The organism is Indolivaga macrotermitis (assembly GCF_900128985.1).
Lineage (GTDB): Bacteria > Bacteroidota > Bacteroidia > Bacteroidales > Dysgonomonadaceae > Dysgonomonas_A > Dysgonomonas_A macrotermitis.
On record NZ_FQUC01000007.1, the window covers coordinates 1 to 17,445 of the forward strand.

General features: G+C 36.6%; 27 protein-coding genes. 20 read left to right on the forward strand and 7 right to left on the reverse strand.

Annotated elements, in window-relative coordinates:
• The 7 genes from BUC12_RS10225 to BUC12_RS10250 all read right to left on the reverse strand — a co-directional run.
• Positions 1 to 413, reverse strand: a 413-nt coding sequence (locus BUC12_RS10225; RefSeq protein WP_073357309.1) for a hypothetical protein, incomplete at its 3' end; no start/stop codon positions are given.
• Positions 410 to 754: a hypothetical protein gene (locus BUC12_RS10230; RefSeq protein WP_062179216.1), complete on the reverse strand. Its 345-nt coding sequence runs from the start codon at positions 752 to 754 to the stop codon at positions 410 to 412. The genes BUC12_RS10230 and BUC12_RS10225, both read right to left, overlap by 4 nt.
• A gap of 193 nt (positions 755 to 947) precedes the next feature.
• Positions 948 to 1,112 (reverse strand): hypothetical protein, encoded by a 165-nt coding sequence (locus BUC12_RS20045; protein ID WP_157257517.1) that lies wholly within the window; start codon positions 1,110 to 1,112, stop codon positions 948 to 950.
• A gap of 10 nt (positions 1,113 to 1,122) precedes the next feature.
• Complete coding sequence (locus BUC12_RS10235) at positions 1,123 to 1,680, reverse strand: hypothetical protein (protein ID WP_062179219.1); 558 nt, start codon at positions 1,678 to 1,680, stop codon at positions 1,123 to 1,125.
• An 11-nt stretch (positions 1,681 to 1,691) separates the two neighbouring features.
• The gene (locus BUC12_RS10240) at positions 1,692 to 1,877 is read right to left on the reverse strand and encodes a hypothetical protein (protein ID WP_062179222.1); all 186 of its coding nucleotides are present in this window, start codon (positions 1,875 to 1,877) and stop codon (positions 1,692 to 1,694) included.
• A 17-nt stretch (positions 1,878 to 1,894) separates the two neighbouring features.
• Positions 1,895 to 2,053 carry a hypothetical protein gene (locus tag BUC12_RS20050; RefSeq protein WP_157257519.1) on the reverse strand — a complete coding sequence of 53 codons (159 nt, stop codon included), beginning with the start codon at positions 2,051 to 2,053 and terminating at the stop codon, positions 1,895 to 1,897.
• Positions 2,054 to 2,057: 4 nt separating this feature from the next.
• Positions 2,058 to 2,261 carry a hypothetical protein gene (locus BUC12_RS10250; RefSeq protein ID WP_157257521.1) on the reverse strand — a complete coding sequence of 68 codons (204 nt, stop codon included), beginning with the start codon at positions 2,259 to 2,261 and terminating at the stop codon, positions 2,058 to 2,060.
• Between the two features lie 216 nt (positions 2,262 to 2,477).
• Between BUC12_RS10250 and BUC12_RS10255 the strand changes: the two genes are divergently transcribed.
• The 20 genes from BUC12_RS10255 to BUC12_RS10350 all read left to right on the forward strand — a co-directional run bounded on the left by BUC12_RS10255 (position 2,478) and on the right by BUC12_RS10350 (position 17,002).
• A complete protein-coding gene (locus tag BUC12_RS10255; protein ID WP_175552625.1) occupies positions 2,478 to 2,762 on the forward strand; it encodes a helix-turn-helix domain-containing protein in 285 nt (94 codons plus the stop codon).
• Positions 2,763 to 2,811: 49 nt separating this feature from the next.
• On the forward strand, positions 2,812 to 3,291 hold the full coding sequence (locus tag BUC12_RS10260; RefSeq protein WP_062179234.1) for a hypothetical protein: 480 nt from the start codon (positions 2,812 to 2,814) through the stop codon (positions 3,289 to 3,291).
• 7 nt (positions 3,292 to 3,298) lie between these two features.
• Positions 3,299 to 3,667, forward strand: coding sequence for a hypothetical protein (locus tag BUC12_RS10265; RefSeq protein ID WP_062179237.1), 369 nt, complete (start codon positions 3,299 to 3,301; stop codon positions 3,665 to 3,667).
• A 158-nt stretch (positions 3,668 to 3,825) separates the two neighbouring features.
• Complete coding sequence (locus BUC12_RS10270; protein ID WP_062179240.1) at positions 3,826 to 4,491, forward strand: hypothetical protein; 666 nt, start codon at positions 3,826 to 3,828, stop codon at positions 4,489 to 4,491.
• The gene (locus BUC12_RS10275; protein ID WP_062179244.1) at positions 4,481 to 4,765 is read left to right on the forward strand and encodes a hypothetical protein; all 285 of its coding nucleotides are present in this window, start codon (positions 4,481 to 4,483) and stop codon (positions 4,763 to 4,765) included. Before BUC12_RS10270 ends, BUC12_RS10275 begins: the two co-directional genes overlap by 11 nt.
• The gene (locus tag BUC12_RS10280) at positions 4,762 to 6,222 is read left to right on the forward strand and encodes a DEAD/DEAH box helicase (protein WP_070808578.1); all 1,461 of its coding nucleotides are present in this window, start codon (positions 4,762 to 4,764) and stop codon (positions 6,220 to 6,222) included. The genes BUC12_RS10275 and BUC12_RS10280 overlap by 4 nt, the downstream gene beginning before the upstream one ends.
• A complete protein-coding gene (locus BUC12_RS10285) occupies positions 6,219 to 7,493 on the forward strand; it encodes a DUF3440 domain-containing protein (protein ID WP_062179247.1) in 1,275 nt (424 codons plus the stop codon). The genes BUC12_RS10280 and BUC12_RS10285 overlap by 4 nt, the downstream gene beginning before the upstream one ends.
• The gene (locus BUC12_RS10290; protein WP_062179250.1) at positions 7,490 to 8,023 is read left to right on the forward strand and encodes an IbrB-like domain-containing protein; all 534 of its coding nucleotides are present in this window, start codon (positions 7,490 to 7,492) and stop codon (positions 8,021 to 8,023) included. The genes BUC12_RS10285 and BUC12_RS10290 overlap by 4 nt, the downstream gene beginning before the upstream one ends.
• Before the next feature lie 2 nt (positions 8,024 to 8,025).
• The gene (locus tag BUC12_RS10295) at positions 8,026 to 8,271 is read left to right on the forward strand and encodes a hypothetical protein (protein WP_062179253.1); all 246 of its coding nucleotides are present in this window, start codon (positions 8,026 to 8,028) and stop codon (positions 8,269 to 8,271) included.
• Complete coding sequence (locus BUC12_RS10300) at positions 8,255 to 8,467, forward strand: hypothetical protein (RefSeq protein ID WP_139262045.1); 213 nt, start codon at positions 8,255 to 8,257, stop codon at positions 8,465 to 8,467. Before BUC12_RS10295 ends, BUC12_RS10300 begins: the two co-directional genes overlap by 17 nt.
• 59 nt (positions 8,468 to 8,526) lie before the next feature.
• On the forward strand, positions 8,527 to 8,742 hold the full coding sequence (locus tag BUC12_RS10305) for a hypothetical protein (RefSeq protein WP_062179260.1): 216 nt from the start codon (positions 8,527 to 8,529) through the stop codon (positions 8,740 to 8,742).
• Between the two features lie 460 nt (positions 8,743 to 9,202).
• Complete coding sequence (locus BUC12_RS20350) at positions 9,203 to 9,976, forward strand: ParB N-terminal domain-containing protein (protein ID WP_236689382.1); 774 nt, start codon at positions 9,203 to 9,205, stop codon at positions 9,974 to 9,976.
• A complete protein-coding gene (locus tag BUC12_RS10315; protein WP_062179263.1) occupies positions 9,966 to 10,817 on the forward strand; it encodes a GREB1-related protein in 852 nt (283 codons plus the stop codon). Before BUC12_RS20350 ends, BUC12_RS10315 begins: the two co-directional genes overlap by 11 nt.
• 32 nt (positions 10,818 to 10,849) lie before the next feature.
• The gene (locus BUC12_RS10320; protein WP_062179266.1) at positions 10,850 to 11,056 is read left to right on the forward strand and encodes a hypothetical protein; all 207 of its coding nucleotides are present in this window, start codon (positions 10,850 to 10,852) and stop codon (positions 11,054 to 11,056) included.
• Between the two features lie 3 nt (positions 11,057 to 11,059).
• Positions 11,060 to 11,308, forward strand: a complete 249-nt coding sequence (locus BUC12_RS10325) for a hypothetical protein (protein WP_139262046.1) — start codon at positions 11,060 to 11,062, stop codon at positions 11,306 to 11,308.
• An 81-nt stretch (positions 11,309 to 11,389) separates the two neighbouring features.
• A complete protein-coding gene (locus BUC12_RS10330; RefSeq protein ID WP_062179272.1) occupies positions 11,390 to 11,890 on the forward strand; it encodes a phBC6A51 family helix-turn-helix protein in 501 nt (166 codons plus the stop codon).
• Positions 11,874 to 13,328, forward strand: coding sequence for a phage terminase large subunit (gene terL / locus BUC12_RS10335; protein WP_062179275.1), 1,455 nt, complete (start codon positions 11,874 to 11,876; stop codon positions 13,326 to 13,328). The genes BUC12_RS10330 and terL overlap by 17 nt, the downstream gene beginning before the upstream one ends.
• On the forward strand, positions 13,328 to 13,774 hold the full coding sequence (locus BUC12_RS10340) for a hypothetical protein (RefSeq protein WP_062179278.1): 447 nt from the start codon (positions 13,328 to 13,330) through the stop codon (positions 13,772 to 13,774). Before terL ends, BUC12_RS10340 begins: the two co-directional genes overlap by 1 nt.
• 26 nt (positions 13,775 to 13,800) lie before the next feature.
• The gene (locus BUC12_RS10345; RefSeq protein WP_062179281.1) at positions 13,801 to 14,673 is read left to right on the forward strand and encodes a hypothetical protein; all 873 of its coding nucleotides are present in this window, start codon (positions 13,801 to 13,803) and stop codon (positions 14,671 to 14,673) included.
• Entirely contained in the window at positions 14,657 to 17,002 is a 2,346-nt protein-coding gene (locus BUC12_RS10350; RefSeq protein ID WP_062179284.1) for an SGNH/GDSL hydrolase family protein, read from the forward strand. Before BUC12_RS10345 ends, BUC12_RS10350 begins: the two co-directional genes overlap by 17 nt.
• Positions 17,003 to 17,445: the final 443 nt, after the last annotated feature.

Genomic DNA, 17,445 nt, shown 5'->3' on the forward strand with positions numbered 1-17,445 from the left:
ATATCAGCTAGTTCTTCTTTGTTTATACCTTTCCATAGCTCTGCTGCGGTTTTAGCAGCTTCTTTATAGCGTCCTTTATCTTCGTCTTTCTCGAAGATCGATTTGATTTCAACCAGACACATGATAATTGCAGCTCCTATAGTTGCATATGGAATGTTACTTGGATTAATCTCAGAGATTATTATCAGTGAATCCACAAGACTAAAGGCTAATAATAGATTGTACCTTTTTCTTAGTTTATCTAAGGTTCTATCTAATCCATAAGTATGGGTATATATACCTTTTGCCTTTGATTTGCTTATCCCGGACCATAAATCTGCTATTACAGCCAGTAAGACTATAATATACGAAAACAGAGCCTTATATATGGCCGGTAGATATGGTGATATTAATTCGTGAACTGATTCTTTCATTTGCTTTTATTTATATATAAATACTTTATGAATTCAAACCTTTTTCGGACACCTAAATATCCCAGATCAACCTGATTACTATATGCTTCCCTTTCGAATGATATATTGTAATAAGCGGCTTTAGCATTCCGGTATTGGATCAGGCGGACAATCCACTCGATACCATACCACAAATAGAAGAATAGGTATAGAAGCTCTTGCATCTGTTTGGTATGAATTTGTTCATGGTTGAGAATAGTATCCGATATCTGTTTATACTCTTTTCGGGCAAAGATGATCCCGAAAAGGTTTATGGCTATATACCCTTTTATCGGTAAAATGTTGTTGTAGATTATTTTCATCTGGTTATTTATCCTAAAATATAAAGAGGCTGAGTATTTTTATATTAAAGGTATGGACATAGAAAAAGCCCCGCTTATCTTCACAGACAGGTGAGGCTAAAAATAGTAAGGGATATATTTGCAAGTTTAAAGACGGTATTGATTGAGAGACTGTACTGTTGACTTGTAAATCTTTGTTTCCATAACTGTATATTTAATTATTTAATTCCCATTCTTTAGGTAGTTCTATGCTTCTGATGTGTATTTCGTAAGCTATACGCTTGCAGTTCTCTTCTGACAGGTTAGATCGGTCAAGCATTGCTTGTAGATGATCTATTGACAGTTGATCTAGGTCGGTAAATGATAATTCTCTTTTCATAGCTATAAGGTTATTTCTGTACGTTCGATTGAATATAGCTTTTAAGTATGCTTGAATTGATGCCAGAGCCACCACATTCAAAGCATACACCTTGAGCATAATGCATAAATTGAGGTATTATACCGGTACCATTACACTTAGTGCAACCGCACGCACCGTGTTTATTTATCTGATTTTTCAAAAAATCAAAGCCTTCTTTATTGATGCTTATAAGCCTTGCAACGCGACAAAGGACATCATATAGATCTATCTCGCTATATTTTATAGCGTCAGTAGTTTTACCACCCATACAGTCACGATATGTACGCGATTTAGGCATGAAGTGACCGTAATACCACTTGTCAAGTATCTTGACCTTATACGCTGTGCATCTCTTTTTGCCATCTTTGCAGGGATACCAAAACGCCTTAGAACTTTGTGCGTAATCACTGGCAGATGCGAATATAAAATCTATCATACCTACTTGTAATAGGTTATTAAGCGAACGTATATTATACGATCTATTGTCGCCTGTATTTGAAAAGCCAGAGGCCTTTAGCTTGTTTATAATTAGGTTTGGTAATTTCATGATAGTTTAGTTTAATAATATTCAGGATACTGCTCTCTGAAAGCTTCATCAGCATCGTTTATAAATGAATAATAGAATCGTCTCGGGCTTTTAAACAGAAGCTTATAACTCACGCATTTGCCGTTTTCTATTATTGCCTGTGCTTTAGCTGTATTACCATCTATTTCTGGGTATATCAAAAAGTCTATTGTTTCCATTGTCGTGTGTGATATTGTTAATATTCTGCTTTTACATTATAGATGATCGCTTCGTTATACCACCTCTTTAACTTCGCTATAGCCTGAAATACAGTCATGTTTCTGTAGGTCTCAAAAACAACCCCCGTTGCGTTTGGGGTCGGCATATATTCAATTTCAATTATTGTTGCTTTCATAATCTTAATCTCCTTTATATCCGTAAGTTGAATAATCATTGATCAATGTATTAGCGAAGTTGTTTTCATCGTATACATAATCAGAAGCAACTTCTCTTTTTACGATAATCAAATAGAACTCGCTTCTTCTTGCTTTGTCCCAAGCCAATGTTAAAGCCTGTGATCTTGTATAGCCTTCTACTCTCATTAAGCGGTGAGCTTCTTTCATGATTTTGCTTTTGTTATATCGAGGTTTCATATGTGTGATATTTAAATTATACGATTTGTTTAATTTTGATACTACAAATATACACATTGTATAATTACATGCAACAATAATATAGTTAATAAATATTAAATATTATACAATTCGTATATTTTAATTAAATACTTATACATATTATATATTTATTATTATTTTTGCAGTTAAACAAAGCGTATAATTATGAATCTTAGAATAAAAGAAATTTGTAAAGAGCAGGGGATAATGATGAAAGACCTTGCGGAAAGAATTAATATTACAGAAGTTGGATTGTCTAAATCGCTAAATGGAAATCCAACGATCGGCAGGTTGCAAGAGATATCCGATGCTCTCAATGTAGATTTTATAGAGTTATTTACTACGCAAAAAAAAGGTGTATTGGGTTATATTGAGTATGACGGAGATGTATATAAAATCAATTCAATATCCGATATCGAAAAATTATTAGAAGAAATAAAAGGAAAATAGAAAGTAATGTTTAGTTTTGTTATGCAAACTTAAACATTACAACTATAACATGAATAATGTCGAACTCGGGGTATTTGATGCAATGCAGTATATACAAGGTGAGCAAATATCTAATTTTGAATCTAGAATAAGTTTTGACCCAAAGATGAAGGAAGTTTGGATTAATATTTATTTCGGATTCGGTCAATTATCCTCTATTATTTTAAATACAAAAGACCGTATTAAATTTATAAACTATTTAAAAGAATTCATTAAAATAGTCCAAGAGGCAAAGAAACAGCATATAGAATATGATAATCATATAATCGGATATCTTAGTTGTGACATAGCTTCTATAGGTAGAGTTAATATTAATGATGTTGCATCTCATAAGTTTGTAGTAAATTGCGACTATACATCTCAAGACACATATTGTCATTTACTTATTGTAACTTCACATTTAATGTCAGCATATATATCTGTCATGTTGATTGAAAGAGCATCAATATCCAAATTAATAGCGATCTTAGACGATAATAAACTAAACTAACCAACAAATGAAACAACTACTATCAATACTACTATTCGTTACTTTATTTTTATCATGTAGTAAGGACGATGATAAACCCGGATACGATGCCCGTTTATTTGGCGTTTGGGCTGTACTGGATGATGCAGGATTACCTACAGATGAACTCCGTATTTTTCCTAAAGAACAGTTATACCCTGAATATTATATGGTGTATTTAGGCAAAATATTGCACTATGATTCTAAGAGTTATTATATATATAATAGTGGTTCATACTGGGTACCGGAAACCGGAGTTTTAAATACAGGATCTACTTATAAAATAAATGGAGATACTTTGACGATTTATGGAAATAAATGTGTAAAGCTCGAAGGCTGGATAGCTCGCAATCAATGATATTAAACTATTGTTATTATTAATATATTAAAAGAGGAACTCATTGGTTCCTCTTTTTTTTATCAATAAGACTTGCATATATATAATTTTATATCTATATTTGCATATCAATTAATCAGAACTGCGGAGCCAGCAGCATAAAAACAGGCAGAACAATTATGATAACAATCGAATTACTCGCAGAAAAACTAGGCGAAACTTTATGGATAAAAGGAAGTATTAAACGCATTTATTTAAATGATGCAGGTTGGAATACAAAAAAAATGTCCACCAAGACTTATATTTGGCAAAACGAAAACGGTGACTTTAAAGTAAGTTGCCGGATTGAATGCCCAAGTCAGCCGCTATCATGGATTAAGAGCCAGGAGGAAGAGGTAATAAATAATGTCTTATCCTCTATAGAAGAAGCTCTACAAGAGATTGAAACTTTCGAAATCTTAGCTGAGAATGCGAAATCCGATCTTGAGGCTTCCCCAAATATCGAAATACCAGAAATGGTTACACTAAGCAGTACAGCCGTTATTGCAACCGGCAAACAAATAAACGATAGTGGACTATTCAAGCATTTAAATCCAAGTGACGAACAGATTTTTTTATGGATAAAAGATGAAAATATAACCTCTAAAGGTTATTCATGGATGCCCATTGTCCAAGTATACAAGGGAAATGACTCCCACACACATAAGATAGGTGAATTTTATCTAACATTGCCGGTTACAGAGAAAAAAGACGATTACGCTTTTGAAAAGTACATAAGCCGTAATTGTCAAATAGACAGATTACTCGAACCAACTATAGATATGAAGAATATCTATGGAAACTAAAGTAAGGATAAAATTCGATAAGCTCTACGGCGAAACTATTAGAGCTTATCTTATCTATTTTAATGAAAAAGAAATATGGCTTCCTAAAAAGCTATGTAGAAATTTTACATTAAATAAAAAATTGGGAGGTCATGTGGTTATTCCTGTATGGCTCTACAGAGAGAAGCTAGGGTGTGATCCTGAACCGGATGAGTATGATACGATAGTTACACGGCATGTACCAGACAAGCAATCTCCTGTTTCCGATAACTCAATCCCTGACCTCGAAAAATGAACCTTCTCCCGAATCAACAATCGGCCATAACGCACCTATCTGACTGGCGGGTGGGTGCGTTGTTTATGGAACCGGGAACCGGGAAAACACGTGTCGCTATAGAATTAGCAAATAGTATCCAGGATATTGATTTGATTGTATGGATAGCGCCTTTACGGACTATTCGTCCTAAAGACGGGTTACCCTCTGTTATTGATGAAGTGAGTAAATGGGGCGGATTCCAGGCTCCGGTAGAATATATCGGTGTTGAGAGTATCAGCCAGAGCGATCGTATATATTTGGATGTCCGATCCAGAATTGAACATTCTTTAAAGCCGTTTATTATCGTTGACGAAAGCCTTAAAATAAAGAATGCGAACGCCAAGCGAACAAAAAGGTTATTGGATTTAAGTAAAATGGTTGAATATAAACTAATACTTAATGGTACTCCCTTAAGCAAGAATCTGCTCGATCTATGGCCGCAAATGGAATTCTTAAGCCCTAGGATCCTGAACATGGATATCACGGAATTCAAGAACACATTCTGTGAATACACGACCATAACCAAGAGATTTGGCAGTTATAAGGAATATACAAAAGAGTTTATAACCGGTTATGAAAATATTGATTATCTATATTCCCTTATACGTCATTATGTTTTTGAGTGTGATTTAAATCTCAGCATAAGGCAGAATTACTCAGAACTAAGATATAATATTGATGCGGATAGCCTATCGGAATACAGACGGTTAAAAGATAAGTACCTGAATGATGAAATGCTGCTCTGGAAGAATAACAACATTTTTCTTGAGATGACACAAAAAATGCAGCATGTCTATTGCTGTACAGAAGAAAAGTTTAAGCTGCTGGAAGGTTTGTTTAAAGAGATCGACGAAAGCCGTACGATTATCTACTGTAAGTATATTTCGAGTCGTGAAGCCTGCGAAAAACGATTCGCTAAAGCCACGGTGTTGAGTTACCAGAAAGAAGCTCAGGGATTAAATCTTCAACACCTGAACAATACAATATATTTTGATAAGATCTGGGATTACGCCCTTCGGAAACATTCTACAGCCCGTACAGCTCGTACCGGTCAAGAATATGATTGCCGGTATTGGGATTTGACCGGAAATGTAGGACTTGAAACACTTATCGATAAAAATATTGATAAGAAAATAGGTATGGTTGAGTATTTTAAGGGTAAAACGAAAGAGGATATTTCTTCCGATTTGGATATTATTCCTATATTAGCTGAAAATTATACCTATATGAATAAAAAGTTTGATCTTGAAAAAGCTAAAACCGGAATAGATGTTGTTACCAAAAGTGGTAAACAGGCAAAGATATTGCTATTCGACAGGGATAACAGTACTTTCCCCCTGGTTGTGATAATAGGTAATAAGAACGTGTATTATTATACTATTGATGGAAAATTCTATAAGGATAAGGACAGTGATAATGATTTAATAATGAAATGACAGTCTACGAAGCAACCATAAAAAGAATTGAATATGTATTCCGGGAATTCGATAATGTGTATGTATCTTTTTCCGGAGGAAAGGATAGCGGCGTGCTGCTCAATCTATGTATCGATTATATCCGGAATAATTGTCCGGACCGGAAATTAGGTGTTTTCCATATGGATTATGAGGCGCAGTATGAGATGACTACGGAATACGTTAACGAAACGCTTGCCTCCAATTCTGACATCTTGGAGGTTTACCGGATATGCGTTCCGTTCAAAGTAACTACCTGTACATCCATGCATCAGGACTACTGGCGCCCATGGCAGCCGGATATGTCAGACATATGGGTAAGTCAAAAGCCTGTCAATTGTTTAATAGAAAAAGACTTTCCTTTTTTCAATGAAAATATGTGGGATTACGAGTTTCAGGAAAAGTTCGGTCTTTGGCTGCATGAAAAGAAAAAAGCTAAGCGAACCTGTTGTTTGATTGGTATTCGTACACAGGAAAGCCTTCATCGCTGGCGCGCAATACACAGCGACAGGAACTACCGGAACTATAACGGCATGAAATGGACGAAAGAGATGTACAGCAACGTCTACAATGCTTACCCTATCTATGACTGGATAACAGAGGATATATGGACCGCAAATGCGCGTTTCGGTTGGATGTACAATCGATTATATGACTTGTATTATCAGGCAGGAGTTCCTATCGATGCTATGCGCGTTGCCAGCCCTTTTCTTTCAGCTGCTCAGGATAGCCTGAAATTGTACCGTACGATAGAGCCTCATACATGGGGTAAACTTGTTAGCCGGGTGAATGGTGTTAATTTCACCGGGATATACGGAGGTACTACAGCCATGGGATGGAAATCCATAACATTACCGGCCGGGCATACATGGAAAAGCTACATGTATTTCCTACTGGATACACTACCGGAAGAAATCAAGCAAAATTACATGTCGAAGCTCGAAACTTCTATGAAGTTCTGGCAGACCCGGGGCGGTGTTCTTTCCGATGAAACGATACAGGACCTGCATAATGCCGGAATAGAAATAGAGATAGGTTCAGACTCTAACTATAACACGGATAAAAAACCTGTACGGATGGAGTATATTGACGACATCGACAGTAAAGATTTTAATCTGATACCCACATACAAGCGCATGTGTATATGTATCATGAAAAACGATCACCTGTGTAAGTATATGGGGTTTTCTCTCACAAAAAATGAAAATGAACGCCGAAAGGCTATCATGAATAAATACAACGCATTATTATGAAGGATTTATTTACATATAAAAGTAACTACAAAAGTCCGGTATACAACGTCCGGGCCATTCCTATAGAGAAAATTCAGGCTAACAGTTATAACCCAAATGCTGTTGCACCACCTGAAATGAAACTATTGTATCAGTCTATCAAGGAAGATGGCTATACGATGCCCATTGTCTGTTACTATCTTCCGGATATAGATAAATACGAGATTGTAGACGGTTTTCACCGTTATACCGTGATGATGAAGCATAGGGATATATACGACCGTGAAAATGGCATGATGCCTGTAGTAGTAATAGAAAAGGATGTTTCTAACCGAATGGCGTCTACCATTCGCCATAACCGGGCCCGTGGGTCGCATTCTATAGAATTAATGAGTAATATTGTATCCGAACTTGTAAGCTCCGGAATGTCGGACGCGTGGATATTAAAAAATATCGGGATGGATGCGGATGAGTTGTTAAGATTGAAGCAGATAACCGGTCTGTCTGCCTTATTCAAGGATAGAGATTTTTCACAAGCGAAAGAAATATAATTATGGCAAAATTACCCAAATTTATGGTAGCTCAAAATCCTAGGGCGGACCCGGGATCCGTTTATATTTTTCATAGCAGACCTCCCAGGTTTTTAGCTAAGGTAGAAGGCAACTCTTTTGAAATAGTGGACGATATCGATAATATTGTCGATTACTATGAAAATACAGAGAGAATAGAAGGATTAATAAAAAGGATGTCTGACTGGTATAAATCATATAATATTCATGAAAATGGCAGAAATAGATAAATTTACAGAGAAAATAAAATACATAAAATGCCGCAGTTTCCTTCCGGAGTATTGTGATATAAAATATACATCCGGAATACTTCGAAAGTTATCGGGTAAAAATGCAAATGGAAACCCCGGTAAGTTTTCGGATGAACAAAAAGCAAAGATTATTTCAGGTATGGAAAAGTTACTGGAGGAATTAAGAAAATATTAATACACTTCAAAATTTATAAATTTATTATTATATTTACTATATAAATAATAATAACTGACATGGATGATATAAAAGAAAAAATAGAAATATTGATAGACTTCAATGATCCATATTATCTGCTGCCATCAACATATTATGATATTCATCAAGAAATTAGAGGATGGAGGTTATGGGTAGGAGATAATATGCCTACATGTTTTTATAAAGAAAGGCTAAGAATTCTTAACGAGCAGATAAAACGGCTTGAGTTATCAGTAGGAAATTATGAGCATTGATTGGTTTAGTTTGTTAAACAATAGTTCCACAACTAATAATTATTTGCCCAGCCTATCATTTATATGATAGGCTTTTTTTTGTATCATAACTAATAGTATAGATATGATCATGCAGAGTAAAGACATGCCTCAATCCGAATTTATTCGAGCTGTATTGGAAAGAGATGTTCGAAATATACATAAAGCTCAGTTATTGGTTGTGAGTGAAGGTATCTGAAGATAAGAAAGAGCTGTATGATATTTACAATGGAGTACTCGAATTAATCAAAAACAAGTTGAATAATAGAGAGTTATTTTGAGATATTTTTCGTATATTTATATAATAATTAATCAGTTATGAATATAGACCATGATGCACTCAATCGTCGAATTGATGAGTTAACAACATTCCTTTGTCATGCTAATACAAGATGTAAAACAGTAATCAATCTCCGTCTTTTATATTTTACAGATAAAAGGCATGTCTAAATTAAAGTTTGATCCTAAGAATTACCGTATACACGGAGAAAAGAATAAACGGCTTATCCGAAAGAGTCTCGAAGATTGTGGAGCCGGGCGTTCAATTCTATTTGATAATGAAAACTGTATTATTGCCGGTAATGGAGTATATGAACAGGCACAGGAGTTGGGTTTAAAAGTTCGTGTTATAGAGTCTGACGGCACAGAACTAATCGCCATCAAAAGAACAGACCTCAAGACAGAGGATTCAAGACGTAAAGCATTGGCGCTAGCCGATAATTATACTAACGATACATCGGTCTTTGACATAGAAGCTGTAATGGAAGATTTCACTCCGGAAGATTTAGACCTTTGGGAGTTCAGTATTGATTTATCTTCTGTCGGCATTGGAGCCACCGAATCATCGGATAAAAAAGAAACAGGTGATGATCTTTACACAAATAAGATAACAACGCCTCAATACCTGCCTAAAAATGAAAAGCCGGCTATCACAGACCTATTTGATCTGGATAAATATAATGAGCTTGTTTCTAATGTTGAGGATTCGAACCTAAGCTCAGAAGATAAGAAGTTCCTTATATGTGCAGCGGCCAGACATATCGTCTTTAATTATGAAAAGATAGCTGATTATTACGCTCACTCAGATAAAGATGTTCAGGAACTAATGGAGGATTCGGCTCTGGTAATAATTGATTTCGATTCGGCCATATCAAAAGGCTTTGTAAAATTAACTCAAGATATTGACGAACAATACGACATTGACCATGAAGAATAAAGATTTTGCCGTATTCATTCTAACTCATGGACGCCCTAATAAGGTGCATACATATAACTCTCTCAGAAAGTGCGGTTATACAGGACGTATTTTTATTATTATTGATAATGAAGACACTCAGGCTGAAGTTTATAAGCAGACATATGGTGAACAAGTGATAGTATTCGATAAAAAAGCTGTATCTGATACTTTTGACGAAGGAGATAATTTCGAAGATCGGAGAGCAATTGTTTATGCCAGGAATGCTTGTTTTGATATTGCAAATAACCTCGGAATAAAATACTTTATGCAATGCGATGATGATTACACTGCATTCTCTTATAAGTTCAATTCGAAAGGTAAATATACTCATAAAGCTATTAAAGATCTGGATGTAATATTTGATGCTATGTTAGACTATTACATAGCAATCGACATAAAGAGTATAGCGATGTCTCAGAATGGTGACTTTATTGGTGGAGAAAACGGTTCATTTGGTAAAAGTAGGAAATTGTTCCGAAAGTGTATGAACACCTTTATATGTTCAACAGATCGACCTTTTCAATTTATAGGTAGGATCAATGAAGATGTAAATACATATACCAATGTACAGAGCCGGGGCAATGTCTTTCTTACTTTATCGAACATAGCAATTAACCAGTTGACCACACAATCTAATTCCGGAGGAATGACAGAGCTTTATCTTGACTCCGGAACATACATTAAAAGCTTCTATACTGTTATATATTCACCATCTTGCTGTCGAATACTACCAATGGGAGAAACTCACCGGAGATTGCACCATCGTATAACATGGAAAAATGCTGTTCCTGTTATAATTAATGAGTCATATAAAAAATAATAATAACTTTGACGGTAAATAATATTGCCGGCATGAAAGAAACACCACTTATGATATACAAGAAAGTTTTGGAGAATAGGCTTGCTCGAAAGAAAGAAGAACTGGCGGAAATTGAGAAACAGCCGGAAGGTTTAGCTACTCCAGTAGACAAGAGGAAGTATATAGAACTAAAAGCAGTAGTGAATGAGTTAGAAAACTGCATCAATATGGCAGATGCAATGGCTAAGATGGAGGGTTGAGTTATGGCACTATATACTAATCATAATGTCGTTACATTGCCAATGGCTGCCGATGGTAAATATAAAATAGGTGATACCTTTAAATCAAACGCTTATAATGATAGGCAATTTGATGGCTTGATTATTCGCAATATATCTTATTGCTTTGGAGTTCGTCTTCATTTTGATTGGCTCGAATGGAAGAATAATAGACCAGAAATCAAAGAAGATACCATCGTATTAAATAAAAGGTTGAGTAAACATTTATTTTAGCATGTTATCTCTATATAAGATAAAAGAGGAGTTACCGAAAAAGTAGCTCCTCTTTATATTTTAGGGTAAAGCAATTACTCTATGGCAAAGTATAATCAAAAGATTGTTAATAGTATCTGTGAATTGATAAGCAAGGATAGCTATACTATTGCCGAAATATGCCAGGCAGTCAATATATCTGAACGTACATACTACGAATGGCAGTCAAAAAACGCAGATTTTGCAGAGGCTATAAAAAAAGCTCAGGATAAATTAACCCAAGATTTACTAATAGAGTGTAAGCGCTCCTTAGTGAAGCTTATCAAAGGCTATACTATACAGGAGAAGAAAACAGTTACGGCAGATACCGGACGTAAGGATGAGAACGATAAACCGATCGTCAAAGTAAAAGAACATTCTGTTGTAGAGAAATACTATCCTCCAAGTCTTGGAGCCATTATTCACTTTCAAACCAACCGTGACCCAGACAACTGGAAGAACCGACAAGAGAATAAACTATCCGGAGAGGTTGGCATTAAGAGCAACCTTGAAAACCTATCAGACGAAGACTTGCAAAACATTATAGATGGCAAAACTGAGTGACAGAGATATACTCATAAGAAAAGCTGAAGCGGCCATCATACTGCGAAAGCGAGAAGCCCGGAGCGAATTCTGGGCTTATTGCTTATATATGGACCCTTCGTTTTTTGCTAAGCGGCATTTCCTGAAGAAAGTTGCCGGAGCGTTTATGTGTGTTTATCTTGCTTTCTCCAATAATACGATATACAGACTGGCTGTGAGTATGCCGCCCCGTGCCGGTAAGTCTTATCTATCTTCTCTCTTTATTTCTTGGATGTTCGGACACTTCCCAGAAGAATCTGTCATGCGTAACTGTTGCGCCGATCCATTATATAATAAACTATCATACGATACCCGTGATATTGTCCGTTCTCGCAAGTTCAACGAGATATTCCCGGAGATAAAACTCAAAGGAGACAAACAAAATGTACACGGTTGGAGCGTAGAAGGGGCAAGACAAGTATCGTATTTCGGTGCCGGTGTTGGCGGTACTGTTATTGGTTTTGGTGCGTCTATGCTTGCCATGACAGACGACTTGTATAAATCTCTTGAAGATGCCCTGTCTGATAATAATAATGAAAAGGTCTGGAGCTGGTTTCAAGGGACACACGATTCAAGAACAGAGGGTAACTGCTGTACTATTGATATCGGTACACGCTGGTCTGCGAATGACGTTCTCGGCAGACTCGAAGAATCGCGAGAAGGTAATTATTACCATGAAATTATCCGTATATCAGCTCTTGATGAGAACGATCGCTCATTCTGTGAAGATGTACATACAACTGAGTATTATCTCGATAAGAGAGCGGAAACAGATGATAGCATATGGGAGGCTGAATACCAACAGAACCCTGTTGAACTAAAAGGATTACTCTTTCCTAAATCAGAACTCAAGCGATTCAAAAAAGCAGATATCGAAGGGCGTGTGCCTGATGGTAAGATCGGAGCTACCGACGTGGCCGATGAAGGTAATGACGATTTCAGTTCACCATTTGCCAGTGTGTTCGGTGATCAGCTATTCATTACAGATATACTCTTTACCAAAGATGCTGTTGAAATAACCGGCCCTAGATTGGCGCAAATGGTTATAGACATTTCTCCGGATCGTATGCGCATCGAATCTAACAATGGCGGTAAGATATTTGCGAATGATGTCAAACGATTAGTCAAAGAGAATGATGAATACAATAGGTGTATTATAGAAGCTATCCCGACAACCAAGACTAAACAGACGCGTATTCTTATGAAATCGGGTTGGATAAAAGCACATTGTCATTTCCTCGCTGAATCGGAGTACGAAAAAGGATCTGACTATTGGTGGTTTATGAAAGGGCTCACTTCATATAAGAAAGAGGGCGGTAATGCTCATGATGATGCGCCCGATAGTATGACTATACTTGCCGAGTTCTTCGAGACAGTAGCTGGAAGTATTAAAGATAATATAAATAAAGAAGATTGGTAATGGATACAATAATGTTTATAAAAGCTCTAAATGATTTTTCTATTGTTACAGCTTTTAAAAAAGAAAATAAAATATATATTAATGAAGCTTATATATTCTCTGATGTATCATTATGCATAAATGAAGTTTATAACATAATATCTAAATGTGACATCGATTATCCTATATGTAGGATCGTATATGATGCATCAATATATATTGAAGAAGGATTTAATATAAGAGATACAACTAATAAAAATGTAATATTATATACGCCTAAAAGAAAGTTTGAGATACGAGCTATAAATACGACTAATTGCATGGGTAATTTTGTATTTAGGAAATCCCATACTGAAGCATATGGTAGCTTTATTGCAAAATTAGAATCATTCAATTTAGAAGATGAATATAATATAACTATTGATATTTTGGCTGATGTTAATAAATATTTTATGTCAATAAGCTAGTATAATTATGCTTAATAATAATTTAAATGGCAATATTTAAAGTATCCAAATACAGCTCGCTTAGTTTTTATCACAATTGGAGAACTCCATTTGAGATAGAGCGGTATTATATACAGAAATTCTCCATTACTGATAATATCCGAGTACAATATACTATAACAGACTCTATATCGCCAAATCTATTCCTTACTAATCTTACAACCGGAGAGAAAGAAGTAATAACACCTACGGCCATATATACTTATGAAGAGGACGAAATTAATTATACAATCTTCGAAATTCTCATATCCGGTCTATCTGTAGGACGTTACTCTTTTGAATTTTACCGTAATAATGACCTTGCTGACAGATCGGTATTTTGTGTTTTGGATCCAGATGATTTGATTGATACTGTACATATATCATACACAAACAGAGATGATAATTTTGATACTAGATTTATAGAAGGAGAAGATTCTTACAAAGTATTTGAATGGAGAGTAGAAGGGGCGTTTATGCCTTCTGAAACAACATTCTTTGTTAACAATGAGAGCTTCAGGAATCAACGAGGTGAAGAAACTCAACTATCGGCATCTCCATATAAGAAAGACGTACTAACGATAGGTGACGGTTTCGGTGTGCCTGTATGGGCTGCTGAGAAGTTAAATCTGGCATTCTCCCTATCTGATATATGGGTAGATGGGGATAGTTATGTACGGAGTGAAGGAGCGACTCCGCAAATAACCAAAATACTATACATGTATCCTTTATATGTGTATAAAATTGAAGTTGAGCAATTAGATTTTTACAATGATATAATAAACATCCCAAGACTTAAGGTATTAGGCGCTACTGCCGGTGTAGTTCTGGGAATAGATGAAAATACAGGAATACATATAAGTTATGGCAACAAAGGATGAAATAGAAATAATAGATATAAATAGCCTATCGGAGGCTACATCTATTGACGGGTTATATACTCCGGGTATAAATTCGACCAACGAACCGGTTAAGGTGCCTGTTGCACTTTTAAAGGGAAATTCTCCTGTTATGACAATAGGAGATAACGGTAACTGGTTTGTAGATGGCGTGGACTCAGGTAAACCTTCTAGAGGTGAAACAGGAGAAGTCACAGCTGCGGAACTAGCTACCAAAGCCAATAAGATAGCATCCAATAATTCACCGGCAGCCTATTATATGCCGGCATCAGGCGACAATACATCCGAAACTGATTTGACAGCATCATTCAAAGCTTCTTTTGTCCCGACAACGGTTGCATATATGGGTATTCATCGTTGGTTTTTTAATGGACTCAATTCAAATCCCCCGTCAAATGGTAATGCCCCGGTAGCCAGTGGTGACGGTTCAGCCAATATAGCCGGTTATATGGCTATCTATAAGTTAGAGCCTAATACCACATATGAAATAGACGGTAATGCTAATTACATTCCGAATTTCGGCGAACCTCCATATTACAATATCGATGCAAATAGCAATCTTGTAGCGTGGAATGGGGGTAGCCCGGTAAAACGGGAAATGCCCTCGTGGGTATTAGTGGCTGCTAATTCTTCCGGAGCAATGCAGTATGCAACAACACCAGCATACTATTGCTATCCTAATTACAAGCAAAAATATAGATTTACGACTCCCAATCAGGATTTGTATCTATGTGGGTATGTAGCGATATCAGCCGCTCCGACCTTCGTTGTTGCTGCTGCTAGTATGCCTATGCCTTCAATGGTATTCGATAGCCGTGAAACTATATCATTAAAAAAGGTGTCAGGGGCAACGGGCACAGCTGATGCGTTGGTAGATGTCAACGGGGTTAGTTTAAAGAGCCTTGATTTCGGCACTGATATTAAAGCTGAGATAACTAAAATAGAGGGAATAGTATCACACCCTAGTGGTGGAGACCCTAATCCTAATTTATTCGAAGGAATACCCACGCCTTTGACAGTACTAGATCGTAATATTGATGTTAACGGAGTAGTTGTTCCGGCAGGTAATACGGCGGGTGCAAGCTACTGCTATATCGATTATTATTTTCCCGTAAAACCGGGATTATATAAATTGAATCTATCTCCCTATCGAAGGAATTCATGGACTGTTAGTGGAACAACGTATAGTTGTGTCGAATTTAGTCTATGTGACGAAAATCAGGTCTTTATACCATGGCCGGCGAATATGCCTGAACAGCCTTTAAATAGACCGGGTATCGGTGCATCAGGAAGCAATCCGAAAACATACGCATATATTAATGTTCCTTATGGACTTGGTGTAAAGTATATCCGGATTAACGCTGTAAAAAACACTTACGACACAGTTGCCGCTTCTGATGAAGGTCTTATTTTACAGAAAGTCTATTCCGAAGATGCAGTAGAAACAGACAATTTGAAGGTTGAAATTGCGGCTAATCAGTTGACCGATGCTCAGGCGTATGGAACTGACGGTAAGATTCAGATACCGACTTTGATGATCCCCGAGTCGAACATTATTAAAGATGGAAGCGGCGGTGATGATACTTACAAAATCTCAATGCGGAACACGAATACGTTCGTAGGGTCTTTGAACAGGGCTATCGACCAAATTTTTGCATTGAAACCGAAAGCCCGTCACGCATTCGTCGGACACTTCACGACAGATGGAAGCGCCGGAAACGGAGCGCTAAAAGCTTTGGTTGCGACACAAAAAGCCGTATGTCAAAATAGGAATATTCCTTTTATCGATCTAGCATCAAGAATGGGATACACTCTCAATTCGTCTAACATCGTGAATGATGTCGATTACAACAACTTAAAATCGTGGTGCGATGATGGATTACATCCGGGTTTATCGGCTAGTTCAGCGATGGCTGATAGTTTGTTTTATGCAACCTATGAGTTGTTAAAACCCATTTTCGGTAATGCGTGGCAAGGAAAGAATGTAACTGTTATCGGTGACTCTATTGCTGCTGGTTATTCCTACAATGGAACTACTGTTGGATGGGCACAATTTATAACCCGTGCATTGACTGCACTGGGCGCTAACGTTACACTTTACGCTTCATCCGGAGGAGTCTTGCGCGCAACCGACACGGATAATGTGGCTTTATCAAACAGCTTTATGGGTAATAATGTTACCGGTTGGGGCTTTCAGGCGCAAATACTAGATAAGCTAACCGCCGGTACTGACATTGCTGATCTATACCTGTGGGAGATCGGACATAATGACTTTATGGCTGATATTCGCGATTTTAAAATTAATTGGTAAAATTTATTTCGGTTTATATATTATATCAAATGAGTATTTGGCGGATGGGTTAGACGCTAAGTAGTAAGTGTAACTTTCTCGGTTTATCCAGATGTAGGATGATTAATTGTTAAGTACAGCCAAAGTGTTATACAAGCGGGTTCGAGTCCCGCAATACTCACAAAACCAATTTGAGAAAGGGGCATGAAAGTAAGAGTATTCAGGTTGCAAACTGGAAATTTTTATTTCTGCGAAGTACAAGCAGATAGTGCCCCGTGATGAATATAGAGAGCAGCTCTATTTAACTGCATTGTAATTTAACCATAATGCCAATTGCCCCGAGGATATTCTTCGGGGCTTTATTATGCTCTAATACATTCCTGTCTTACCATTTTTTTTAAGTTTTGAAGTTTATATGGACCAAATTACAATAAAACATTCTATTTACTCCTGTATTTTGAAAT

What these genes read in the sequence shown, in the direction of transcription:
- BUC12_RS10340 (WP_062179278.1), top strand. Translation starts at nt 13,328, where the DNA reads ATGGATACAATAATGTTTATAAAAGCTCTAAATGATTTTTCTATTGTT.
- BUC12_RS10285 (WP_062179247.1), top strand. Translation starts at nt 6,219, where the DNA reads ATGACAGTCTACGAAGCAACCATAAAAAGAATTGAATATGTATTCCGG.
- BUC12_RS10290 (WP_062179250.1), top strand. Translation starts at nt 7,490, where the DNA reads ATGAAGGATTTATTTACATATAAAAGTAACTACAAAAGTCCGGTATAC.
- BUC12_RS10260 (WP_062179234.1), top strand. Translation starts at nt 2,812, where the DNA reads ATGAATAATGTCGAACTCGGGGTATTTGATGCAATGCAGTATATACAA.
- BUC12_RS10295 (WP_062179253.1), top strand. Translation starts at nt 8,026, where the DNA reads ATGGCAAAATTACCCAAATTTATGGTAGCTCAAAATCCTAGGGCGGAC.
- BUC12_RS10235 (WP_062179219.1), bottom strand. Translation starts at nt 1,680, where the DNA reads ATGAAATTACCAAACCTAATTATAAACAAGCTAAAGGCCTCTGGCTTT.
- BUC12_RS10350 (WP_062179284.1), top strand. Translation starts at nt 14,657, where the DNA reads ATGGCAACAAAGGATGAAATAGAAATAATAGATATAAATAGCCTATCG.
- BUC12_RS10270 (WP_062179240.1), top strand. Translation starts at nt 3,826, where the DNA reads ATGATAACAATCGAATTACTCGCAGAAAAACTAGGCGAAACTTTATGG.
- terL (WP_062179275.1), top strand. Translation starts at nt 11,874, where the DNA reads ATGGCAAAACTGAGTGACAGAGATATACTCATAAGAAAAGCTGAAGCG.
- BUC12_RS10280 (WP_070808578.1), top strand. Translation starts at nt 4,762, where the DNA reads ATGAACCTTCTCCCGAATCAACAATCGGCCATAACGCACCTATCTGAC.
- BUC12_RS10265 (WP_062179237.1), top strand. Translation starts at nt 3,299, where the DNA reads ATGAAACAACTACTATCAATACTACTATTCGTTACTTTATTTTTATCA.
- BUC12_RS10275 (WP_062179244.1), top strand. Translation starts at nt 4,481, where the DNA reads ATGGAAACTAAAGTAAGGATAAAATTCGATAAGCTCTACGGCGAAACT.
- BUC12_RS10315 (WP_062179263.1), top strand. Translation starts at nt 9,966, where the DNA reads ATGAAGAATAAAGATTTTGCCGTATTCATTCTAACTCATGGACGCCCT.
- BUC12_RS20350 (WP_236689382.1), top strand. Translation starts at nt 9,203, where the DNA reads ATGTCTAAATTAAAGTTTGATCCTAAGAATTACCGTATACACGGAGAA.
- BUC12_RS10305 (WP_062179260.1), top strand. Translation starts at nt 8,527, where the DNA reads ATGGATGATATAAAAGAAAAAATAGAAATATTGATAGACTTCAATGAT.
- BUC12_RS10345 (WP_062179281.1), top strand. Translation starts at nt 13,801, where the DNA reads ATGGCAATATTTAAAGTATCCAAATACAGCTCGCTTAGTTTTTATCAC.
- BUC12_RS20050 (WP_157257519.1), bottom strand. Translation starts at nt 2,053, where the DNA reads ATGAAAGCAACAATAATTGAAATTGAATATATGCCGACCCCAAACGCA.
- BUC12_RS10300 (WP_139262045.1), top strand. Translation starts at nt 8,255, where the DNA reads ATGGCAGAAATAGATAAATTTACAGAGAAAATAAAATACATAAAATGC.
- BUC12_RS20045 (WP_157257517.1), bottom strand. Translation starts at nt 1,112, where the DNA reads ATGAAAAGAGAATTATCATTTACCGACCTAGATCAACTGTCAATAGAT.
- BUC12_RS10330 (WP_062179272.1), top strand. Translation starts at nt 11,390, where the DNA reads ATGGCAAAGTATAATCAAAAGATTGTTAATAGTATCTGTGAATTGATA.
- BUC12_RS10250 (WP_157257521.1), bottom strand. Translation starts at nt 2,261, where the DNA reads ATGAAAGAAGCTCACCGCTTAATGAGAGTAGAAGGCTATACAAGATCA.
- BUC12_RS10320 (WP_062179266.1), top strand. Translation starts at nt 10,850, where the DNA reads ATGAAAGAAACACCACTTATGATATACAAGAAAGTTTTGGAGAATAGG.
- BUC12_RS10230 (WP_062179216.1), bottom strand. Translation starts at nt 754, where the DNA reads ATGAAAATAATCTACAACAACATTTTACCGATAAAAGGGTATATAGCC.
- BUC12_RS10255 (WP_175552625.1), top strand. Translation starts at nt 2,478, where the DNA reads ATGAATCTTAGAATAAAAGAAATTTGTAAAGAGCAGGGGATAATGATG.
- BUC12_RS10325 (WP_139262046.1), top strand. Translation starts at nt 11,060, where the DNA reads ATGGCACTATATACTAATCATAATGTCGTTACATTGCCAATGGCTGCC.
- BUC12_RS10240 (WP_062179222.1), bottom strand. Translation starts at nt 1,877, where the DNA reads ATGGAAACAATAGACTTTTTGATATACCCAGAAATAGATGGTAATACA.